This is a genomic window from Colwellia sp. MB3u-4, from assembly GCF_014077065.1.
Lineage (GTDB): Bacteria > Pseudomonadota > Gammaproteobacteria > Enterobacterales > Alteromonadaceae > Cognaticolwellia.
Map to the genome: position 1 here is coordinate 356328 of NZ_JACGVE010000089.1, position 16184 is coordinate 372511.

General features: G+C 40.4%; 11 protein-coding genes. 4 read left to right on the plus strand and 7 right to left on the minus strand.

Features of this window, described 5'->3' with window-relative positions; genetic code table 11:
* Positions 1-255 precede the first annotated feature (255 nt).
* The 3 genes from H4J61_RS17215 to H4J61_RS17225 all read right to left on the minus strand — a co-directional run bounded on the left by H4J61_RS17215 (position 256) and on the right by H4J61_RS17225 (position 3410).
* The gene (locus H4J61_RS17215; protein ID WP_182186506.1) at positions 256-660 is read right to left on the minus strand and encodes a VOC family protein; all 405 of its coding nucleotides are present in this window, start codon (positions 658-660) and stop codon (positions 256-258) included.
* Between the two features lie 347 nt (positions 661-1007).
* On the minus strand, positions 1008-2195 hold the full coding sequence (locus H4J61_RS17220) for an amino acid aminotransferase (RefSeq protein ID WP_182186508.1): 1188 nt from the start codon (positions 2193-2195) through the stop codon (positions 1008-1010).
* Positions 2196-2699: 504 nt separating this feature from the next.
* Positions 2700-3410 (minus strand): DUF445 domain-containing protein, encoded by a 711-nt coding sequence (locus H4J61_RS17225; RefSeq protein WP_182137128.1) that lies wholly within the window; start codon positions 3408-3410, stop codon positions 2700-2702.
* Between the two features lie 388 nt (positions 3411-3798).
* On the opposite strand from H4J61_RS17225, the gene H4J61_RS17230 reads away from it, so the two are divergent.
* Positions 3799-4752, plus strand: a complete 954-nt coding sequence (locus tag H4J61_RS17230) for a peptidylprolyl isomerase (RefSeq protein WP_182186510.1) — start codon at positions 3799-3801, stop codon at positions 4750-4752.
* Between the two features lie 127 nt (positions 4753-4879).
* Here H4J61_RS17230 and H4J61_RS17235 read toward each other — a convergent pair whose 3' ends face one another.
* Positions 4880-5710, minus strand: coding sequence for an SDR family oxidoreductase (locus tag H4J61_RS17235; RefSeq protein WP_259363426.1), 831 nt, complete (start codon positions 5708-5710; stop codon positions 4880-4882).
* Between the two features lie 163 nt (positions 5711-5873).
* Here H4J61_RS17235 and H4J61_RS17240 point away from each other — a divergent pair, with 163 nt between their 5' ends.
* The 3 genes from H4J61_RS17240 (at position 5874) to greB (ending at position 10576) form a co-directional block, all read left to right on the plus strand.
* Positions 5874-8762, plus strand: coding sequence for a pitrilysin family protein (locus H4J61_RS17240; RefSeq protein WP_182186513.1), 2889 nt, complete (start codon positions 5874-5876; stop codon positions 8760-8762).
* 401 nt (positions 8763-9163) lie between these two features.
* On the plus strand, positions 9164-9793 hold the full coding sequence (locus H4J61_RS17245) for an OmpA family protein (RefSeq protein ID WP_182186515.1): 630 nt from the start codon (positions 9164-9166) through the stop codon (positions 9791-9793).
* A 306-nt stretch (positions 9794-10099) separates the two neighbouring features.
* The gene (gene greB / locus H4J61_RS17250; RefSeq protein ID WP_182186517.1) at positions 10100-10576 is read left to right on the plus strand and encodes a transcription elongation factor GreB; all 477 of its coding nucleotides are present in this window, start codon (positions 10100-10102) and stop codon (positions 10574-10576) included.
* A 276-nt stretch (positions 10577-10852) separates the two neighbouring features.
* Here greB and H4J61_RS17255 read toward each other — a convergent pair whose 3' ends face one another.
* From H4J61_RS17255 to H4J61_RS17265, 3 genes are all read right to left on the minus strand, one after another.
* Entirely contained in the window at positions 10853-11464 is a 612-nt protein-coding gene (locus tag H4J61_RS17255; RefSeq protein ID WP_182186519.1) for a TetR/AcrR family transcriptional regulator, read from the minus strand.
* A gap of 123 nt (positions 11465-11587) precedes the next feature.
* Positions 11588-13048, minus strand: a complete 1461-nt coding sequence (locus H4J61_RS17260) for an efflux transporter outer membrane subunit (protein ID WP_182186521.1) — start codon at positions 13046-13048, stop codon at positions 11588-11590.
* Positions 13045-16179 (minus strand): efflux RND transporter permease subunit, encoded by a 3135-nt coding sequence (locus H4J61_RS17265; RefSeq protein ID WP_182186523.1) that lies wholly within the window; start codon positions 16177-16179, stop codon positions 13045-13047. The genes H4J61_RS17260 and H4J61_RS17265 overlap by 4 nt, the downstream gene beginning before the upstream one ends.
* Between the last annotated feature and the right edge of the window lie 5 nt (positions 16180-16184).

The following is a 16184-nucleotide window of genomic DNA, read 5'->3' on the forward strand; positions in this document are numbered from 1 at the left end:
GGTGAAAAAAACTGCATTGTTATTAGTTATATCGATATAAAGAGAAGGGTCTTAATGATGCCGAAATTTAATCTGTCATCATTTTACTTTGATGAGTACGCGACTTTTGTCTGGCCGCTAAATTTAACAAAGTAACGCGTGCTGTAATAATAAAAACGACAGTCTTAGCGTTAATCTTGCCTCTGTTCAATACTGATGAAACGTCAATACAGCCGTGGCTAGCAGCTGAACCTTAATCGCTCTTAACGCTTTATTTTATCTAGCGGCACACAGTTCAATGTTATTGCCGGCAATATCTTTTAAATAGAGTGAACGGCCCATACCTTGCGCGCCATATCTTTCTTCAAATTCACCCACCTCAACTCCCTTACCTTGGAGATAAGATTTTAATTCGTTTTCATCAAATTTTTCTATTTGCAGGCAGAAGTGCTCAAGGTTGTTGCCGGTGGCTTGTGGCGCTTGACCGCCAGCTTTACCTAAGGCGGCATTTACATCAACTATATCGATAAGAGCAGAGCCAGCACGGAGTTGAGTTAAACCGATATCGTCTGGCAATGTGCGCTCTACAACACAACCTAAAACCTCGCAGTAGAAGTCAATAAGCGCCTGATATTGTACTGTGCGTAATACGATATGATCTATTGCTTTGGGTTTAATCATCCATATATCCTTTGATAAAACTTGCGGCACTCATTACCTTAGACTCATGTTAGGTTTTTCATGACGCGATAAATTTCTAGCTCAACATATTATATACGCATTCTCTTTCTTGTTTTTCTTTTTTAAATATACTGCTGCTGGAGTTAACTTTAGCTTAGTGAAATGGTTTGTTATGGAGATGAGGTGAATCTGAAAAATACTTGGCAAGCAATGTTTAAAAATGCAGTTATCTTTGGGCGTTATGCTAGTGCTCGGTTGAGAGTGGCCGGTTGAGAGTGGTCGGTTGCGAATAAAATCGAAAAGAACTCCACACATTATCTTAATGCATGGAGTGCTTTAATCATAACTTATAGCACTTTCGCGATTGATTGCGCTAAGTAGTCAACGTTGCGATTAGCAATGCCAGCAATACTCATACGGCTTGAACCCACCATATAAATACTGTATTCGTCTTGCAATTGTTGTACTTGCTCAGGGGTTATGCCTAAGAAAGAAAACATGCCTTTTTGACGTGGAATAAAGCTAAAGTCGCGCGTTACGCCATTTTCAATAAGTTTATCTACTAGTAGCTGACGATTGCCGTTAATGCGGTCACGCATTTCTTGTAGTTCACTGTGCCATTGGGCGCGTAACTCGTCTGAATGCAGAATAGTTTCTACTAAGGCCGCACCATGTGCTGGCGGCATTGAATAAATACAGCGCACAACACTGAGCAATACTGAATTAGCGATATCAACACTGTGTGAGCTTTCACCAATAATAGAACAAGCGCCAATACGCTCACGATACAAACCAAAGTTTTTTGAACATGAGCTACAAACGATCATTTCTTTAACGCTTTCAGCCATTAATCGTAGACCGTAAGCGTCTTCGTCTAAGCCTTCACCAAAACCTTGGTAAGCCATATCAATCAGCGGTAAAAAGCCAATATCTTTTGCCACTTCAACAATTTGTTGCCATTGCTCGTTGCTTAAATCCATACCACTTGGGTTATGACAACAAGCATGTAGTAATACCGTATCATCGGCTTTAACTTCTTTTAATGCCGCTAGCATGCCATCAAAATCAAGGGTTTTGTTTTCATAGTCATAATAAGGATAAGTTTTAACATTTAACCCTGCGGCTTGAAATACACCAGTATGATTCGCCCATGTTGGGTTACTTACCCAAATAGTTGCACCCGCTTTACATGAATTAATAAATTCAGCTGCTACACGTAATGCCCCTGTGCCACCCGGAGTAGAAATGGTGCGTGTACGATTTTCTAGCAACACTTTATGATGACCAAAAATTAATTTAGCCATTTCTTCGTTAAAAAGTGCTGAACCTGTTGGACCAATATAAACCTTGGTATCTTCAGTATCGAGTCGATGTTTTTCAGCGGCTTTTACACATTGTAAAACTGCCGTGTGACCGGCTTCATTTTTGTAAACGCCAACACCTAAGTCAATTTTTTTAGGATTTGAATCTTCACGATATTTAGCCAACAAGCCTAAAATAGGATCGGCAGGCAACGCTGATAAGCGACCAAACATTTTGGGTGTACCTTTTACAAGAGAGGGAGCTGAGCGGTTGAACTCCGAGCTTGGAGTTGTGGCATTAATCCCTGTTATTAAAGCGCTAGCATAACGGCTATCAGGTGAAAATTAAAGCATAAAGATTAAAAATTTCCACCGTAAATAGCCGAAAAAAGTCTCGTTGATAACGGATAGTTATCGCCGGTTAATTAATAAACAAATATAGCTAGGGGATTGAATCGGTTGTGATTACGGCAAGATTTTAGCTGTCTATTTATTGGTTTAGATTTAAACGCTAGACGAGCTAAAATTTCATATAATGAAAGTTTTAGTGACTTTATGAGTTACTTTATGAGTTACTTTTTTAAGCTTGTAATTAAGCTATGTCATTAGCGACATTAACTTCTTGACGAAACGGGTGAATGAGCTTGCAAGCGACCTGAGTAATAAATCAGCAGGTTAGAGTAAAACAGTCAGTAACAATTATCTGGTTACTGACTGCTGATGAGCAAAGCACATGCTTTAGAACTTGGTTGCTATGGCGGCAATAAAGCCAATAATACCCCCAAATACGCCACCCCAAACCACTAACCAACCTAAGTGCTCTTGGATCATTTTTTGCACAATTTCTTTGACGAGTTGTGGCGTTAATTCATTAAGGCGCTTTTCAATAATATCGCTTACCTTATCGCGCATGCCAGCCATGATACTAGGTTGTTCTAACTCTTCCCGAAGAATGGCATTAAATTCTTCACTTTGGCTAATTTCAATGACCGATGCGCGCATTTTTTCAATAAAGGGCTCTCGCATAGGTTGTAGTGCTTCAGTGCCACCTACCATAGCTAACATGCCACCAAAAGAAGACTGTTCAATGACGATGACTAAATTATCAAAGGCCGGTGATAAATCGACTTTATTAATAACGGGAGCAAGATTAATGGCCGTGGCCGGGTTGTCGTTACCGGCTAAAAAACGGTCAATATTTTCTTCGGTAAAAAATTGCTCCATCATTAAAGCACGAATGGCAATTTTAAAGTCTTCAAAGCGCGCGGGAATAACCCCTGAGCCGTATAAAAAAGGCACGCGTTCGAACAACATGTGTATAGCAAGCCAATTGGTTACTGCACCCGACAAGGCAAATAAACCTAGGGTAAAAATAATATTGTTGCTGACAATATAGCCAATAATAATAGCGATTAGGGCTAAAAAGTTGGTGATAAAACTTTTATTCACAAAAACTCCGTCAATGTTAAGGTCAGTTATAACTATTTGATTAATTACGTCGGCTACTTTTCATCAAGAAAAATAGCTCAATACAAAATATAAATTTTAGTAACTCGCTATGCTAGTTATAAATTTTATCACTTTTATAACACAGTCATTTTTTATTTTAACCCTTTTAAATGGGCAGATAATGAGTCCTCTGGCTATTGCTAATTTTGCTATATGGTATCAATTGCCTGCTGTTGCGCCAATAATTCATTTATTTGATATTATTTTTGCTAAAGACTAGCGGTAAATTTTATCTTTTGGTTTGCAATTTATGGTGAAATATTAAACAATCAATCACATGATTAGATAACCTTATCTAATGTTAGACAAAAAATGAAAAAGGGATTTCATGAAATTTTGTAACCTGCTTTTAAGCCCGCTGATAATTTTTTACCACTTAACTTTGTCGTTAAGTCTCATCATATTAAGTACCCTAATATTAAGTACCACAGTACAGGCCAAACAAGAGATTAAAGAAAGCAAAATAACACCCATCGCTGGCCAACCGGCTAATAATCAAGATGAGTGGCGAACAGTCGCTATTGAAAACATGGTGTTATTAAGCTTACCTTACGGTGAGGTCGTGATTGAGTTAGCGCCACAATTCTCGCCAAGGCATGTTGAACAATTTATGCGTTTAACCCAGGCTGGGCATTACGATGGCAACAAGTTTTATCGGGTTATTGATGGTTTTGTTGCTCAGGCTGGCCCCGAGGAAGACAGCAACCTTGATAGTTCAATACCTTTGTTAGCACTTGAAGGCGAATGGCCAACCAATAAAAACTGGCAATTTACCTTAGTGCAAAACAAGGATTTATTTGCCGAGCAAACGGGTTTTAAAGACGGTTTTGCACTGGCTTATAATCCTAGCGAAGCTAGTGCTTGGTTAACGCATTGTCCGGGCATTATTGCCATGGCACGTGGTAACGATGCCAATTCAGGCTCTAGTCATTTTTATATTACTAATGGTCAAGCACCAAGATATTTAGATCGTATTATGAGCATATTTGGTCGCGTTATTTATGGCATGAATCATGTGCAAGCGATAACACGCACCGCCACCATAGAGGGTGAGACTGAAGTAGCCAGTGCTGACTATACGCCCATTGTATCGATGCAAATGATGGCAGATGTCCCCGCAGAACAACAAATTCATTTAGCGGTGAAAAATACCGAAAGTAAATTGTTTGCCACTAAATTAACTGAGCGTATTAAACGTGACGATGCTTTCTTTTTTAAAAAACCACCGGCGGTACTTGATGTCTGCCAAACGCCAGTGTTAACCCGCTTACTCGCTCAATAACACTACTTTCATTAAATAAGACGTCAACGTAGATAAATAGCACGACTGATTAGGGCTGAATTATTTCAATCGCTGTTACGGTTTAGTATTACCATTTTATATTAAGGCCTAATACTAAGGCTTAGTGTTAAAGCTTAGTGTTACCTTGCTTGTACTGCTCTTTCGCTTTGCGGCCTTTGCGATAAAGTGCTGGTCGTAATACTCTTCGCAGTGTCGGGAAAAGATAAGACACGGTTGTTAACCAACCACTGGCTCTGGGTAAGGATATTTCGGTTGCTTCACCACGGGCAATACTAACAATAGCATCGGCAACTTGTTGGGCACTACTCATGGCTTGTGAGAATACTATGTCTTCTACCTGATCTATTTCTGACATAATAAAACCAGTATCAATAGGCCCAGGTGAAACCACGCCAACATAAATCCCTGTCCCTTTTAGCTCATCGGCTAACGAGTAAGTAAATGCTCGCAAGCCTGCTTTTGTTGCCGCGTAAGTTGCCGCGCCCTGCAACGGCGTTCTACCGGCTAGCGAGCCAACATTAACTATTGCACCGCCACCCGCTTTGCGTAAATATGGCAAGATTAAGCAAGACAATTGAATCGGCGCACGTAAATTAACATCAACCATTTTGGCTAGATCATTTGCGTGGTTACTTTCTACCTCACCACGTTGATGAAAACCAGCATTGTTGATCAAGACATCAACCGAGCCAAAAGCCTGCGCTGCTTTTACCAGCAAGCTTTCATTGGCTGTGGGGTCGTTAATATCCATGGCAATATTGATGACCGATGTTGTCCTTGCTAGCTCTTCAGTAATTTTATCTAATGCGGTTTGTCCACGAGCTACTAAGACTAAATTCGCCCCTAGGTGGGCAAAAGTTCTTGCCGTTGCAGCACCCACACCGGCAGAGGCGCCAGTAATGATAACGGTTTTATCTATAAAAGTATTATTCATCATGCTCAGTTCTCTTTTTGTCGCGACGGCATTGCGGCTTAATTTGTTTGGTGGCATTGATGATGTATGTATTTTGTTACAGACTATTGGCTAAATTTATGCTGAAAATAGTGAAAAAACATCATCAATTTCATAAGATATCAGCATAACAATAAAGGGATTGATAATGAAAATAAAATATTTAGCAGTGGCCATTGTTGCAAGTTTGACGCTTTCGGCTTGTATAGCCACCCAAACTCACCAAAATTCAACAGCACAAAGTGCCGCCGTTGCCACCAATAGCAACAAAGTATTCAGTCAAAATTATGTTTTTAAAGAATTAGACAATGGCTTACGCGTGCTGATTGTAAAAACCGATTATCCTGATCTGGTTTCTGTGCAAATTCCAGTTTCAGTTGGCTCTCGTGATGAAGACGAAGTGGGTAAAACCGGCTTTGCGCATTTTTTCGAACACATGATGTTCAAAGGCTCAGAAAAATTCCCACAAGCGGTTTATGCTGATTTATTTAAAAATGCCGGTGTTGATAATGGTGCCTACACCACCAACGATTACACTAACTATCATTTAGATTTCTCTAAAGATCACTTAGATAAAGTATTAGAGATTCAAGCAGATCACTTTAAAAACCTAACTTACACCGAAGCACAATTTAAAACTGAAGCATTAACGGTTAAAGGTGAATACTTAAAAAATAATGCCAGTCCTGTGCGTAAATTACTTGCTGCTGTGCGCAAAGAGGCCTTTGACAGCCATACTTATAAACATACTACCATGGGTTTTTTTGAAGACGTAGAAGCTATGCCTGAGCAAGTTGCTTATGGCAAAAAGTTCTTTAAACAGTTTTATAAACCGGAATATGTTTCGTTAGTGATTGTTGGCGATGTCGAGCCCGCAGCAACTATGGCAATGGTAGAAAAACATTGGGGTAATTGGCAAAGAGGTGATTTTGTTAATGACATTACACCAGAGCCAAAACAACAAGCGGCGAAATATGTCCATGAAAAATTTGACGGTTTACCGGGCCATTGGTTATTAGTGTCGTATAAAGGGGCTGATTGGCAACCCAAGAAAAAAGATCGCGCGGCATTAGATTTAATCTCTGAATTATACTTTTCCAATAACTCAGCCTTGTATCAAGAACTCGTGGTTGACAAGCAGTTGGCCAGCCAAATGTTTAACTACAATCCAGCGACAAAAGATGCCGGTTTACGTCACGTCTTTATTAAGGTGAACGAAGAAAAAGATTTAGCGATTGTGCGTGATGCCATCAATCAAACTTACGCGCAAGCGCGCACTGAATTAGTCTCAACAGAAAAGCTTGATAATTTAAAATCTAACTTAAAATATAGCTTCGTCAATAGCTTAGACTCTTCAGAGTCAATTGCTTCAACCCTAGCAAGCTACATGCACTTTGATCGCGACCCTGAAACGATTAATCACCTTTATAACAGCTTCGATAATATCTCCGCTGACGATATTAAGCGTATCGCTAATAAATATTTTATTGATGATAACCGCACGACTGTTACGTTATCGGCATTAGATAAGGTGACGGGTTTTGAGCAAGAAGTTGCTTTAAACGCGGCGGTGGCAAAACGTGAAGCGAAAAAAACGCCAGCGAGTAAAGCACAATTTGCGCTATTAGATAATACCAATGACTCACCATTGATTGATGTTAACTTTTTGTTTTATACCGGTGCCGCGGCTGATCCCGCAGGTAAAAAAGGCGTTGCGGCATTAATGGCAAGTATGTTGACCCAAGGTGGCTCACAAACGCGTAGCTATAAAGAAATACAACAAGGTTTATACCCATTAGCTGGACAGTTTTCGTCTCAGCTAGATAAAGAAATGATCTCGTTTACGGGTCGTGTGCATAAAGACAATGCACAACCTTGGTATCAATTAATTAGTGATCAATTACTTAACCCAGGCTGGCGCGAAGATGACTTTAAACGTCTGAAAAAAGAATTAATTGACGGTATTAAATCAGGACTAAAATCGTCTAATGATGAAGAGTTGGGTAAAGAAGTACTTTATAGCGAACTTTATCAAGGTCACGCTTACGCGCATTATAATAGCGGCGACTTATCTGATTTAGCAGCGATTACCCTTGATGATGTGCAGGCTTTTTATCGCACACAACTTACGCAGGCTAAATTGCATGTGGGTATAACCGGCGCACTGCCACGTGATTTAAAAAGCCAATTATTGAGTGATTTTGCGACTTTACCTCTGGGTGATGAAAAACGTTTAAGCATTGCAAAAGCGCCGGTGTTAAAAGGTCATCATGCGACCATAGTTGAAAAAAATGCGCAATCAACCGCGGTTTCATTCGGTTTTCCAATCGATACTATACGTAATGACCAAGATTGGGCCGCGCTATGGTTAGTGCGTTCATACTTTGGTGAACACAGAAGTTCAAATAGCTACTTGTATCAACAAATACGCCAAGCACGTGGTATGAACTACGGTGATTATTCCTATATCGAATATTTCCCGCGTGGTATGTACCAAACTAAGCCAGATGCAAACTTAGGCCGTTCTAGTCAAATTTTTCAAGTATGGCTGCGACCATTACGTTCGAACAATGATGCCCATTTTGCGACCCGGGCCGCGTTATACGAATTAGATAAGCTAATTGAAAAGGGTATGAGCGAAAAAGACTTTCAAGCAACGCGTAATTATTTAACTAACTATGCGCCTCAACTAGTAGCGAGCCAAGATCAGCAACTAGGTTATGCCCTTGATAGTGAGTTTTATCAAACCGAAGAATTTGTTAACTATGTACGTGGGCAATTTGCTAAATTATCTTTAGCCGATGTCAATCGAGTGATTAAAGAAAACTTACAAACTGATAATATTCACTATGTCTTTATTTCAGGTGACGGCGAAGACATGAAAAAACGCTTATTGTCAGAGCAAGTTTCATCATTGAAATATAACGCTGAAAAACCAGCTGAGTTATTAGCCAGCGATAAAATTATCGAAAGCTATAAACTCAAGTTACCGAGTGAAAATGTTGAAGTTATCGCTGTTGATGCGGTATTTCAATAGGGCTATGTAAGGTATAAAGCTAACTTTATACCTTAAATTTTATACGCCTACTTTGAACGTTAACATCATCCGTTATTTAAATAAAACATCACGCTAGCCGTGGTGTTTTTATATTCAGGCTCCCCTCAAACCTCCTCCATTTAGCGGTATTAAGCAGTTCGGTCATCACTCCAGCATTACGCCAATAACCCACACTTTTGTAAATATAGGCCCGAGATGGAAAGAGTTAAGCTTTAAGATGTTATTTATGCGGGTAACATTGATACAATCACTTAAGTTAAAGTTAGAGAGAAAGTTAAAGTCTAAGCTTATTGCCACGCTTGTTCATCTGCCATTCATTTTTCCTTGGTATGATAAAACAAGTTATTTCAAATCGTATTATTCTCCTTAAGGTCGTATTTATGCAATTCAAAAAATCTATCATCAGTTTAGTAGTTCTTTCGTTAGCGTTTAGTGGTTGTGCAAGCACCAATAAAGAAAAAGGTGCCGCTATTGGCGCAATTACTGGCGCTATTATCGGCAAGTCGACCAGTAACCATAAGAATAAACGTGCTGTTTGGGGCGCTGCCATTGGTGCACTTGCTGGCGTGGCTATTGGCGATTATATGGATAAACAAGAGCAAGAGTTTCGTGACGAATTATCTGGCTCAGGTATTGAAGTGGTGCGCGAAGGTGATAATTTACGTTTAATTATGCCGGCCAATATCACTTTTGCCATTGGCCAAGCTTATATTACTTCTGGCTTTTATAGCACGCTAGACGATATCGCACGGGTGTTAAATAAATATGAAAAAACCTTGTTGAGCATTGAAGGCCATACGGATAGCCAAGGTGGAGCAGAGTTTAATCAAAATTTATCTGAGCAACGTGCCGGCAGTGTTAAGCAATATCTAACCAATCAAGATATTGTTGCTAGTCGTTTAAAAACCATAGGTTATGGTGAGTCTCGATCTGTGGCTGATAACATGAAGGCTAATGGCCGCGCGCTTAATCGCCGGGTTGAAATTCAAATCATTCCAAAGCAAACCTAGCCCACACCATTAGAGAAAAAGTAAGATAAAATACCGCGTAACCTCGCGGTATTTTTCATTTTAAAGCCATAGCAAACTCAATACCTTAGTGCCCTTTTGGCTTCATCAACACTACCTTGCTGTTCATAGAGTAGTTTGTTATCAAACAATAATTATACTCAATGGCTTCATAAGTTAAGCTGATGGGTATCACTAGCCTAGCCAGGTATTTCACGATATTATGACGGGTAAATGAGTGTTTGATTTTTTGCATTATGTGCAGCTAACCACTCTTCATCGCCAGTTATTGAAACGATAGTACAAGTTATGAAAACAAAATTAATTACCCGAGCGGGTTATGTTTTATTACAGCAAGAGTTAAATAAGCTTTGGCGTGAAGACCGTCCTGAAACCACTCGTAAAGTATCGTGGGCGGCAAGCTTAGGTGATCGCAGTGAAAATGCTGACTATCAGTACAACAAAAAACGCCTACGTGAAATAGACCGCCGCGTGCGCTATCTTCGCAAAATACTTGAAGAGCTAAAGATTGTTGATTACGGACCACAGCAAGAAGGTAAAGTATTTTTTGGGGCTTGGGTGAGTTTAAACAATGACGATAATGAAACGCTAAAGTTTCGTATTGTCGGCCCAGAAGAGATCTATGGCCGCAACGATTTTTCTTCAATCGACTCCCCTATTTCACGCGCTTGCTTAAAAAAAGCCGTTGATGACGAAGTGGTAGTGAAGACGCCAACAGGTGAAAAAATTTGGTACGTTAGTGATATTCAGTATGAGCAATCATAGGGACAAATAATTCACTAGTTTAGTACTAAATACATAGTGGCTAAGTCGCTAAATATGACGATAAGCGATTATTTATCAAGCTATTACTGAATATTACACTGACAGATTAGCCGAAGATAAATTTTGTAAAGCTAAGCAATAAACTCAGTAATTTTCCGGTATGGCTTGGTTAATCAAGGGAGGAAGAACCATTGTTTCTTGATTAATAAAATCTTAAAATCATCTTATAGACAAAAAAAAGCCAAATCCGTTGGCTGGCTTTAAGCTCTACTGCTGCTACTCAAATGGCATAAGTAATGTTTTCATGGCGGGTCGAAGTGCTATTAATACGGTTTCTTCAGTGAGCTCTGGGTAAAGAACTTTTCTTAGTAATAACCCGGCCATCACCGAAAAAATAACATTTATACGGCTTTCAAGTTCTTGTTCAGAATGATCTTTTAACAGACTTCTTTCACTGGTTAATAGTTGCCTCATGCGATTTCTTGCTTGTGCATCTGCGTCGCGCAATAGCGTTGCGACTTTAATGTTTCTGCCCGCTTCAGCCATCATATCTAAATCAACAACGCATGAACCAGTATCCATGTGCCTTTGCACACCAATATTTAAGCCATCTAACAGTGCGGTTAACACATCACTGGGATGGTCTTCAAACTGCTGAAAGATAGAGAACATTTCTTCCATATCTTTTTCAATAATACTTTCTATAATGGCTTCTTTACTATCGAAATAATTATAAATATGCCCGGCACTCATTCCCGCTGTGCGAGATATTTCAGCCATGCCTGCACCGTGATAACCTTTACGGCGGAAACAATCAGCTGCAGCGCTAAGCACTTGCTCTCTGCGTGCTTGAGCAAGCGCAGGATCTGAATGTCTTTTGGTTTTCATACGAAACTCCATTACCGGACTACCGGTACGAAAATAGTGTTTAATTAAGCGTTTTTACATTTTAAAAATGAATTTACCACTGGGTTTTATCAGGGTACATAGTAATTATGTACCCTGATAAAATTACTTAGATTGACCAGTTTTAGCACTTTGTTCCCAGCCACCGCCAACGACTTTATACAAGCTAATTTGACTAGCAAGTAAAGCTTGTTGACCCATAATATTTTGCTGCTGAGCGTTATACCAGGTTCTTTGTGCATCAAGAACTTGTAAGTAACTATCCACCCCTTTGTTATAACGTGCTTGAGATAAATCAAAGGTCGATTGACGACTTTGTAGCAACATATCAAGTGCGGTTAATTGCGCTTGATAACCTTCTCTATCGGCCAGTATATCAGCCACCTCACGAAACGCTTGCTGAATTTTTTGCTGATAAGTCACCAAGGCAATTGCTTGCTCAGCTTTAGCGACATCTAACCCCGCTTGGTTACGACCCATATTAAAAATAGGTAAGCGAATCGAAGGTACAAAACTCCATGATCCAGAGCCTGAATCAAATAAGCTGTTTAAATCACTTGAAGCCGAGCCGGCATTTGCCGTTAAGCTAATACTTGGATAAAAAGCGGCACGCGCAATACCAATATTGGCATTTGCTGCTAATAGTTGATGTTCTGCGGCTTTAATGTCTGGCCGTTGTGTTAATAAGTCAGACGGCAAGCCAACCGGTATTTCTGGCAAGGTAAGCAGCGAATTCAGTGACTTACTTGGCAGAAAATCACTCGCGACTGGTTTACCTACAAGTAAGTCTAAAGCATTTTTGTCACGTTTTAATAAGCGCTTATATTTTGCGATATCAATTTTTGCGGTAGCGACGGTACTTTTAAGTTGCTCAAGCGTAAGTTTTGAAGCCGCGCCTAAATCAAAGCTTTTTTGTGTCAGCGACAGAGACTCTTGCTGAGAATTCAAGGTTTCTCTAGAAAGCGTTAATAATTGCTGATCGGCAGCATAGTTAAGCCAGGCATTAGCCAGTTCAGCCACTAACGTCACTTGCGTGCTGTATTGGCTAAGCTCACTAGAATATAAAGTTTGTAAGGCTTGTGCTGATTGATTACCTACCTTACCCCAAATATCAAGCTCGTAGGAGGTTATACCTACTGTTGCGCCATATTGTGAGCTTATTGTCGCCTTGTTTCCTGCTGATAAATCAGCGGGTAAACGTTGGCGAGTACCCGAGCTATTAAAATCTAACGATGGATATAACGCTGAGTCTTCAATTTGATAAAGCCCACGTACACGCTGGACATTAAGCATGGCAATTTGGAGATTTTTATTATGCTCAAGACTTTGTGTAATTAATGCTTGCAGGCTTTTGTCGTTAAAAAACTCTTGCCATTTTAGTGGCGTAACTTGTGCTTGATTGGTACCTGATGCATAGGCATCAGGTACAGGTAGTGCAAGTTTATTTTGCTCAGGTGCTAATTGGCAAGCACTCAAAACAACTAACGTAATAGCACTTACAGTCAGGGTTTTCAGCTGGCGCTTGTAGACGTTACCAGCGTTAAAAGAACGATTTTTTAAATTCATTCTACGCTCTCCTTGATAGAATCGTTAACTTTACCAGGGAAGATACGACGCACTAAGACAAAGAACATCGGGACAAATACCACCACCAAAATTGATGAAGCAAGTGTGCCACCGATAATTGAAATACCTAAGGCGTTTTGCGCACCCGAGCCAGCACTTGATGCAATAGCTAGAGGTAAAACACCACAAATAAAGGCCATAGAGGTCATCAAGATAGGACGTAAACGAAGGCGTACTGCGGCGACAGCGGCATCAACTAGGCCTAAGCCCTCATCCATTTTATGAATGGCAAATTCAACAATTAATACCGCATTTTTAGAGGCTAAACCTATGGTAGTCAACAAGCCTACTTGTAAGTAAATATCGTTTGATAAACCGCCGCCTAAAGCCGCCATAATTGCACCAAATATACCCAAAGGCACAATTAACATAATAGCGAATGGAACCGACCAGCTTTCATATAATGCCGCTAAACATAAAAATACAAACAGTAATGAAAGACCATAAAGTAAAGGAGCTTGCCCACTACTTGAACGCTCTTGGAACGAGATACCTGTCCACTCAGATGCAATACCATTTGGCAGCTGTTTAACTAAACGCTCCATTTCATCCATTGCTTGACCCGTACTATAGCCGGGCGCTGCACTACCTTGAATTTCCATTGCTGAAAAACCATTATAACGCTCTAAACGTGGTGAGCCGTAGGTCCAGTAAGTGCTAGAAAATGCCGAGAAAGGCACCATGTCACCATTATTGTTACGTACATACCATTTATTTAAATCTTCTGGCACCATACGAGATTCTGCATCACCTTGCATATACACTTTTTTCACGCGACCACGGTCAATAAAGTCATTTACATAACTACTACCCCATGCTGTTGAAAGCGTGCTGTTAATAGCACTTTGCGAAACACCAAGTGCTTCAGCTTTCGCTAAATCAGTATCAAGTTGTAACTCTGGCATGTCTTCTTGGCCGTTAGGACGAACGCCCGCTAAGATTGGGCTTTGACTTGCCAAGCCTAATAACTGATTTCGAGCGGCTAGCAGCGCGTCATGGCCAAGACCAACACGGTCTTGCAAAAAGATATTAAAGCCGTTGGCAGTACCTAGTTCCATAATCGCTGGCGGTGGGAAAGCAAAGACAAAGGCTTCTTTTATCGTAGAAAAATATCCCATCGCTTTACCCGCAACACCTTGTACCGATAAATCGTCACGTTGGCGTTCATCCCAATGCTTAAGATTTACAAAGGCAATCGCTGAATTTTGCCCTGAACCGGCGAAACTAAAACCTGTTACCGTGAAAATACCATTAACGGCTTCAGATTGGTCGTTCAAGAAGTGATCTTCTACTTTCTTAACTACCTCTAACGTTTGTTGTGTTGTAGAGCCTGCGGGTAATGAAACTTGGTTAAACAAAATACCTTGGTCTTCATCAGGTAAAAATGCAGTCGGTAAGTTTGAAAACACGTAGACCATACCACCAACAATCACAGCATAAATAAGCAAGTAACGTTTAGAGTTTTGGATCATTCGGCTAACAAAGCCTTGCGCACCGGCGTTAGTTTTATCAAAACCACGGTTAAAGCCAGAGAAAAATTTACCGATTAGTGAGCTGTTGTCGTGTACATGACTTGGTTTTAATAACGAAGCACACAGTGCTGGCGTTAAAATAAGTGCAACTAAGACCGAAAGCCCCATCGCAGAGACTAGCGTAATTGAAAATTGACGATAGATAATACCAGTAGAACCACTAAAAAATGCCATCGGAATAAATACCGCTGAAAGCACCATAGCGATACCGACTAAGGCACCTTTTATTTCATCCATTGATTTACGTGTTGCTTCAACCGCCGATAGTTTTTCTTCGGTCATCAATCGTTCTACGTTCTCTACCACGACGATGGCGTCATCAACTAATAAACCAATAGCCAATACCATCGCAAACATGGTCATCGTATTTATTGAATAGCCAAAAGTATATAGAATACCGAACGTACCAAGCAGCACCACAGGTACCGCAATGGTTGGAATGAGTGTCGCGCGGAAGTTTTGTAAAAATAGATACATGACAATAAATACTAAAACAACGGCTTCAATTAAAGTGTGAATAACTTTTTCTATTGATAAAGAAACAAAGGGTGTTGTGTCGTAAGGAACAACGGCTTCTAATCCTTCAGGAAAGAATTGTTCAAGCTCATTTATCGCGGCTTTAATACCATCAGCGGTATCAAGTGCGTTGGCGCCACTGGCAAGTTTAATACCTAGACCTGAGGCAGGTTGACCATCATAACGGGCAACTACACGGTAGCTTTCACCACCGAGTTCGACACTCGCTACATCTTTAAGGCGCACAACAGAGCCATCGCTACTGGTTTTAACTAAGATTTCTTCAAATTGAGCCGGTGTTTGTAATCGACTTTGTGCAGTTACTGTTGCGTTGAGTTGCTGGCCAGCAATAGCGGGCATAGCACCTAATTGACCTGCTGATACTTGGGCATTTTGCTCTGATATAGAGGCACTAATATCGGCTGGTGTTAGTTTATAGCTTTCAAGTTTTGCTGGGTCTAACCAAATGCGCATGGCATATTGAGAGCCAAACAATTGCACTTCACCCACACCTTCTACGCGCGAGACAATATCTTGCACATTCGATGAAACATAATCACCAATATCAATATTGCTCATGCTGCCATCTTTCGAGACGAAAGCGTAAACCATTAAAAAGTTTCGAGCTGATTTAGCAACGACAACACCTTGTCTTTGCACTGCTTCTGGTAGCAATGGTGTTGCGGTTGCCAATTTATTTTGCACCTGAACCTGAGCAATATCAGGGTCAGTGTCGGCACTAAATGAAAGCGTCAACGTAGCAGAGCCGCTAGACTCAGACGTGGACGACATATAAAGCAAGCCATCAAGCCCTTTCATTTTCTGCTCAATAACTTGTGTTACTGTATCTTCAAGCGTACGTGCTGAGGCGCCCGGGTAAGTTGCTGTAATACTAACAGCAGGTGGCGCGATCGATGGATACTGTGCGATAGGCAAATTTTGAATAGCTAAAATACCCGCAAGCATCACCACGATAGCAAGTACCCATGCAAATATAGGTCTATCAATAAAAAATCGTGACATTACAA

Excerpts from the sequence above, each read along its gene's own strand:
- H4J61_RS17255 (WP_182186519.1), bottom strand. The coding sequence starts at position 11,464 with ATGAAAACCAAAAGACATTCAGATCCTGCGCTTGCTCAAGCACGCAGA.
- H4J61_RS17265 (WP_182186523.1), bottom strand. The coding sequence starts at position 16,179 with ATGTCACGATTTTTTATTGATAGACCTATATTTGCATGGGTACTTGCT.
- H4J61_RS17260 (WP_182186521.1), bottom strand. The coding sequence starts at position 13,048 with ATGAATTTAAAAAATCGTTCTTTTAACGCTGGTAACGTCTACAAGCGC.
- greB (WP_182186517.1), top strand. The coding sequence starts at position 10,100 with ATGAAAACAAAATTAATTACCCGAGCGGGTTATGTTTTATTACAGCAA.
- H4J61_RS17240 (WP_182186513.1), top strand. The coding sequence starts at position 5,874 with ATGAAAATAAAATATTTAGCAGTGGCCATTGTTGCAAGTTTGACGCTT.
- H4J61_RS17235 (WP_259363426.1), bottom strand. The coding sequence starts at position 5,710 with ATGATGAATAATACTTTTATAGATAAAACCGTTATCATTACTGGCGCC.
- H4J61_RS17220 (WP_182186508.1), bottom strand. The coding sequence starts at position 2,195 with ATGTTTGGTCGCTTATCAGCGTTGCCTGCCGATCCTATTTTAGGCTTG.
- H4J61_RS17245 (WP_182186515.1), top strand. The coding sequence starts at position 9,164 with ATGCAATTCAAAAAATCTATCATCAGTTTAGTAGTTCTTTCGTTAGCG.
- H4J61_RS17230 (WP_182186510.1), top strand. The coding sequence starts at position 3,799 with ATGAAATTTTGTAACCTGCTTTTAAGCCCGCTGATAATTTTTTACCAC.
- H4J61_RS17215 (WP_182186506.1), bottom strand. The coding sequence starts at position 660 with ATGATTAAACCCAAAGCAATAGATCATATCGTATTACGCACAGTACAA.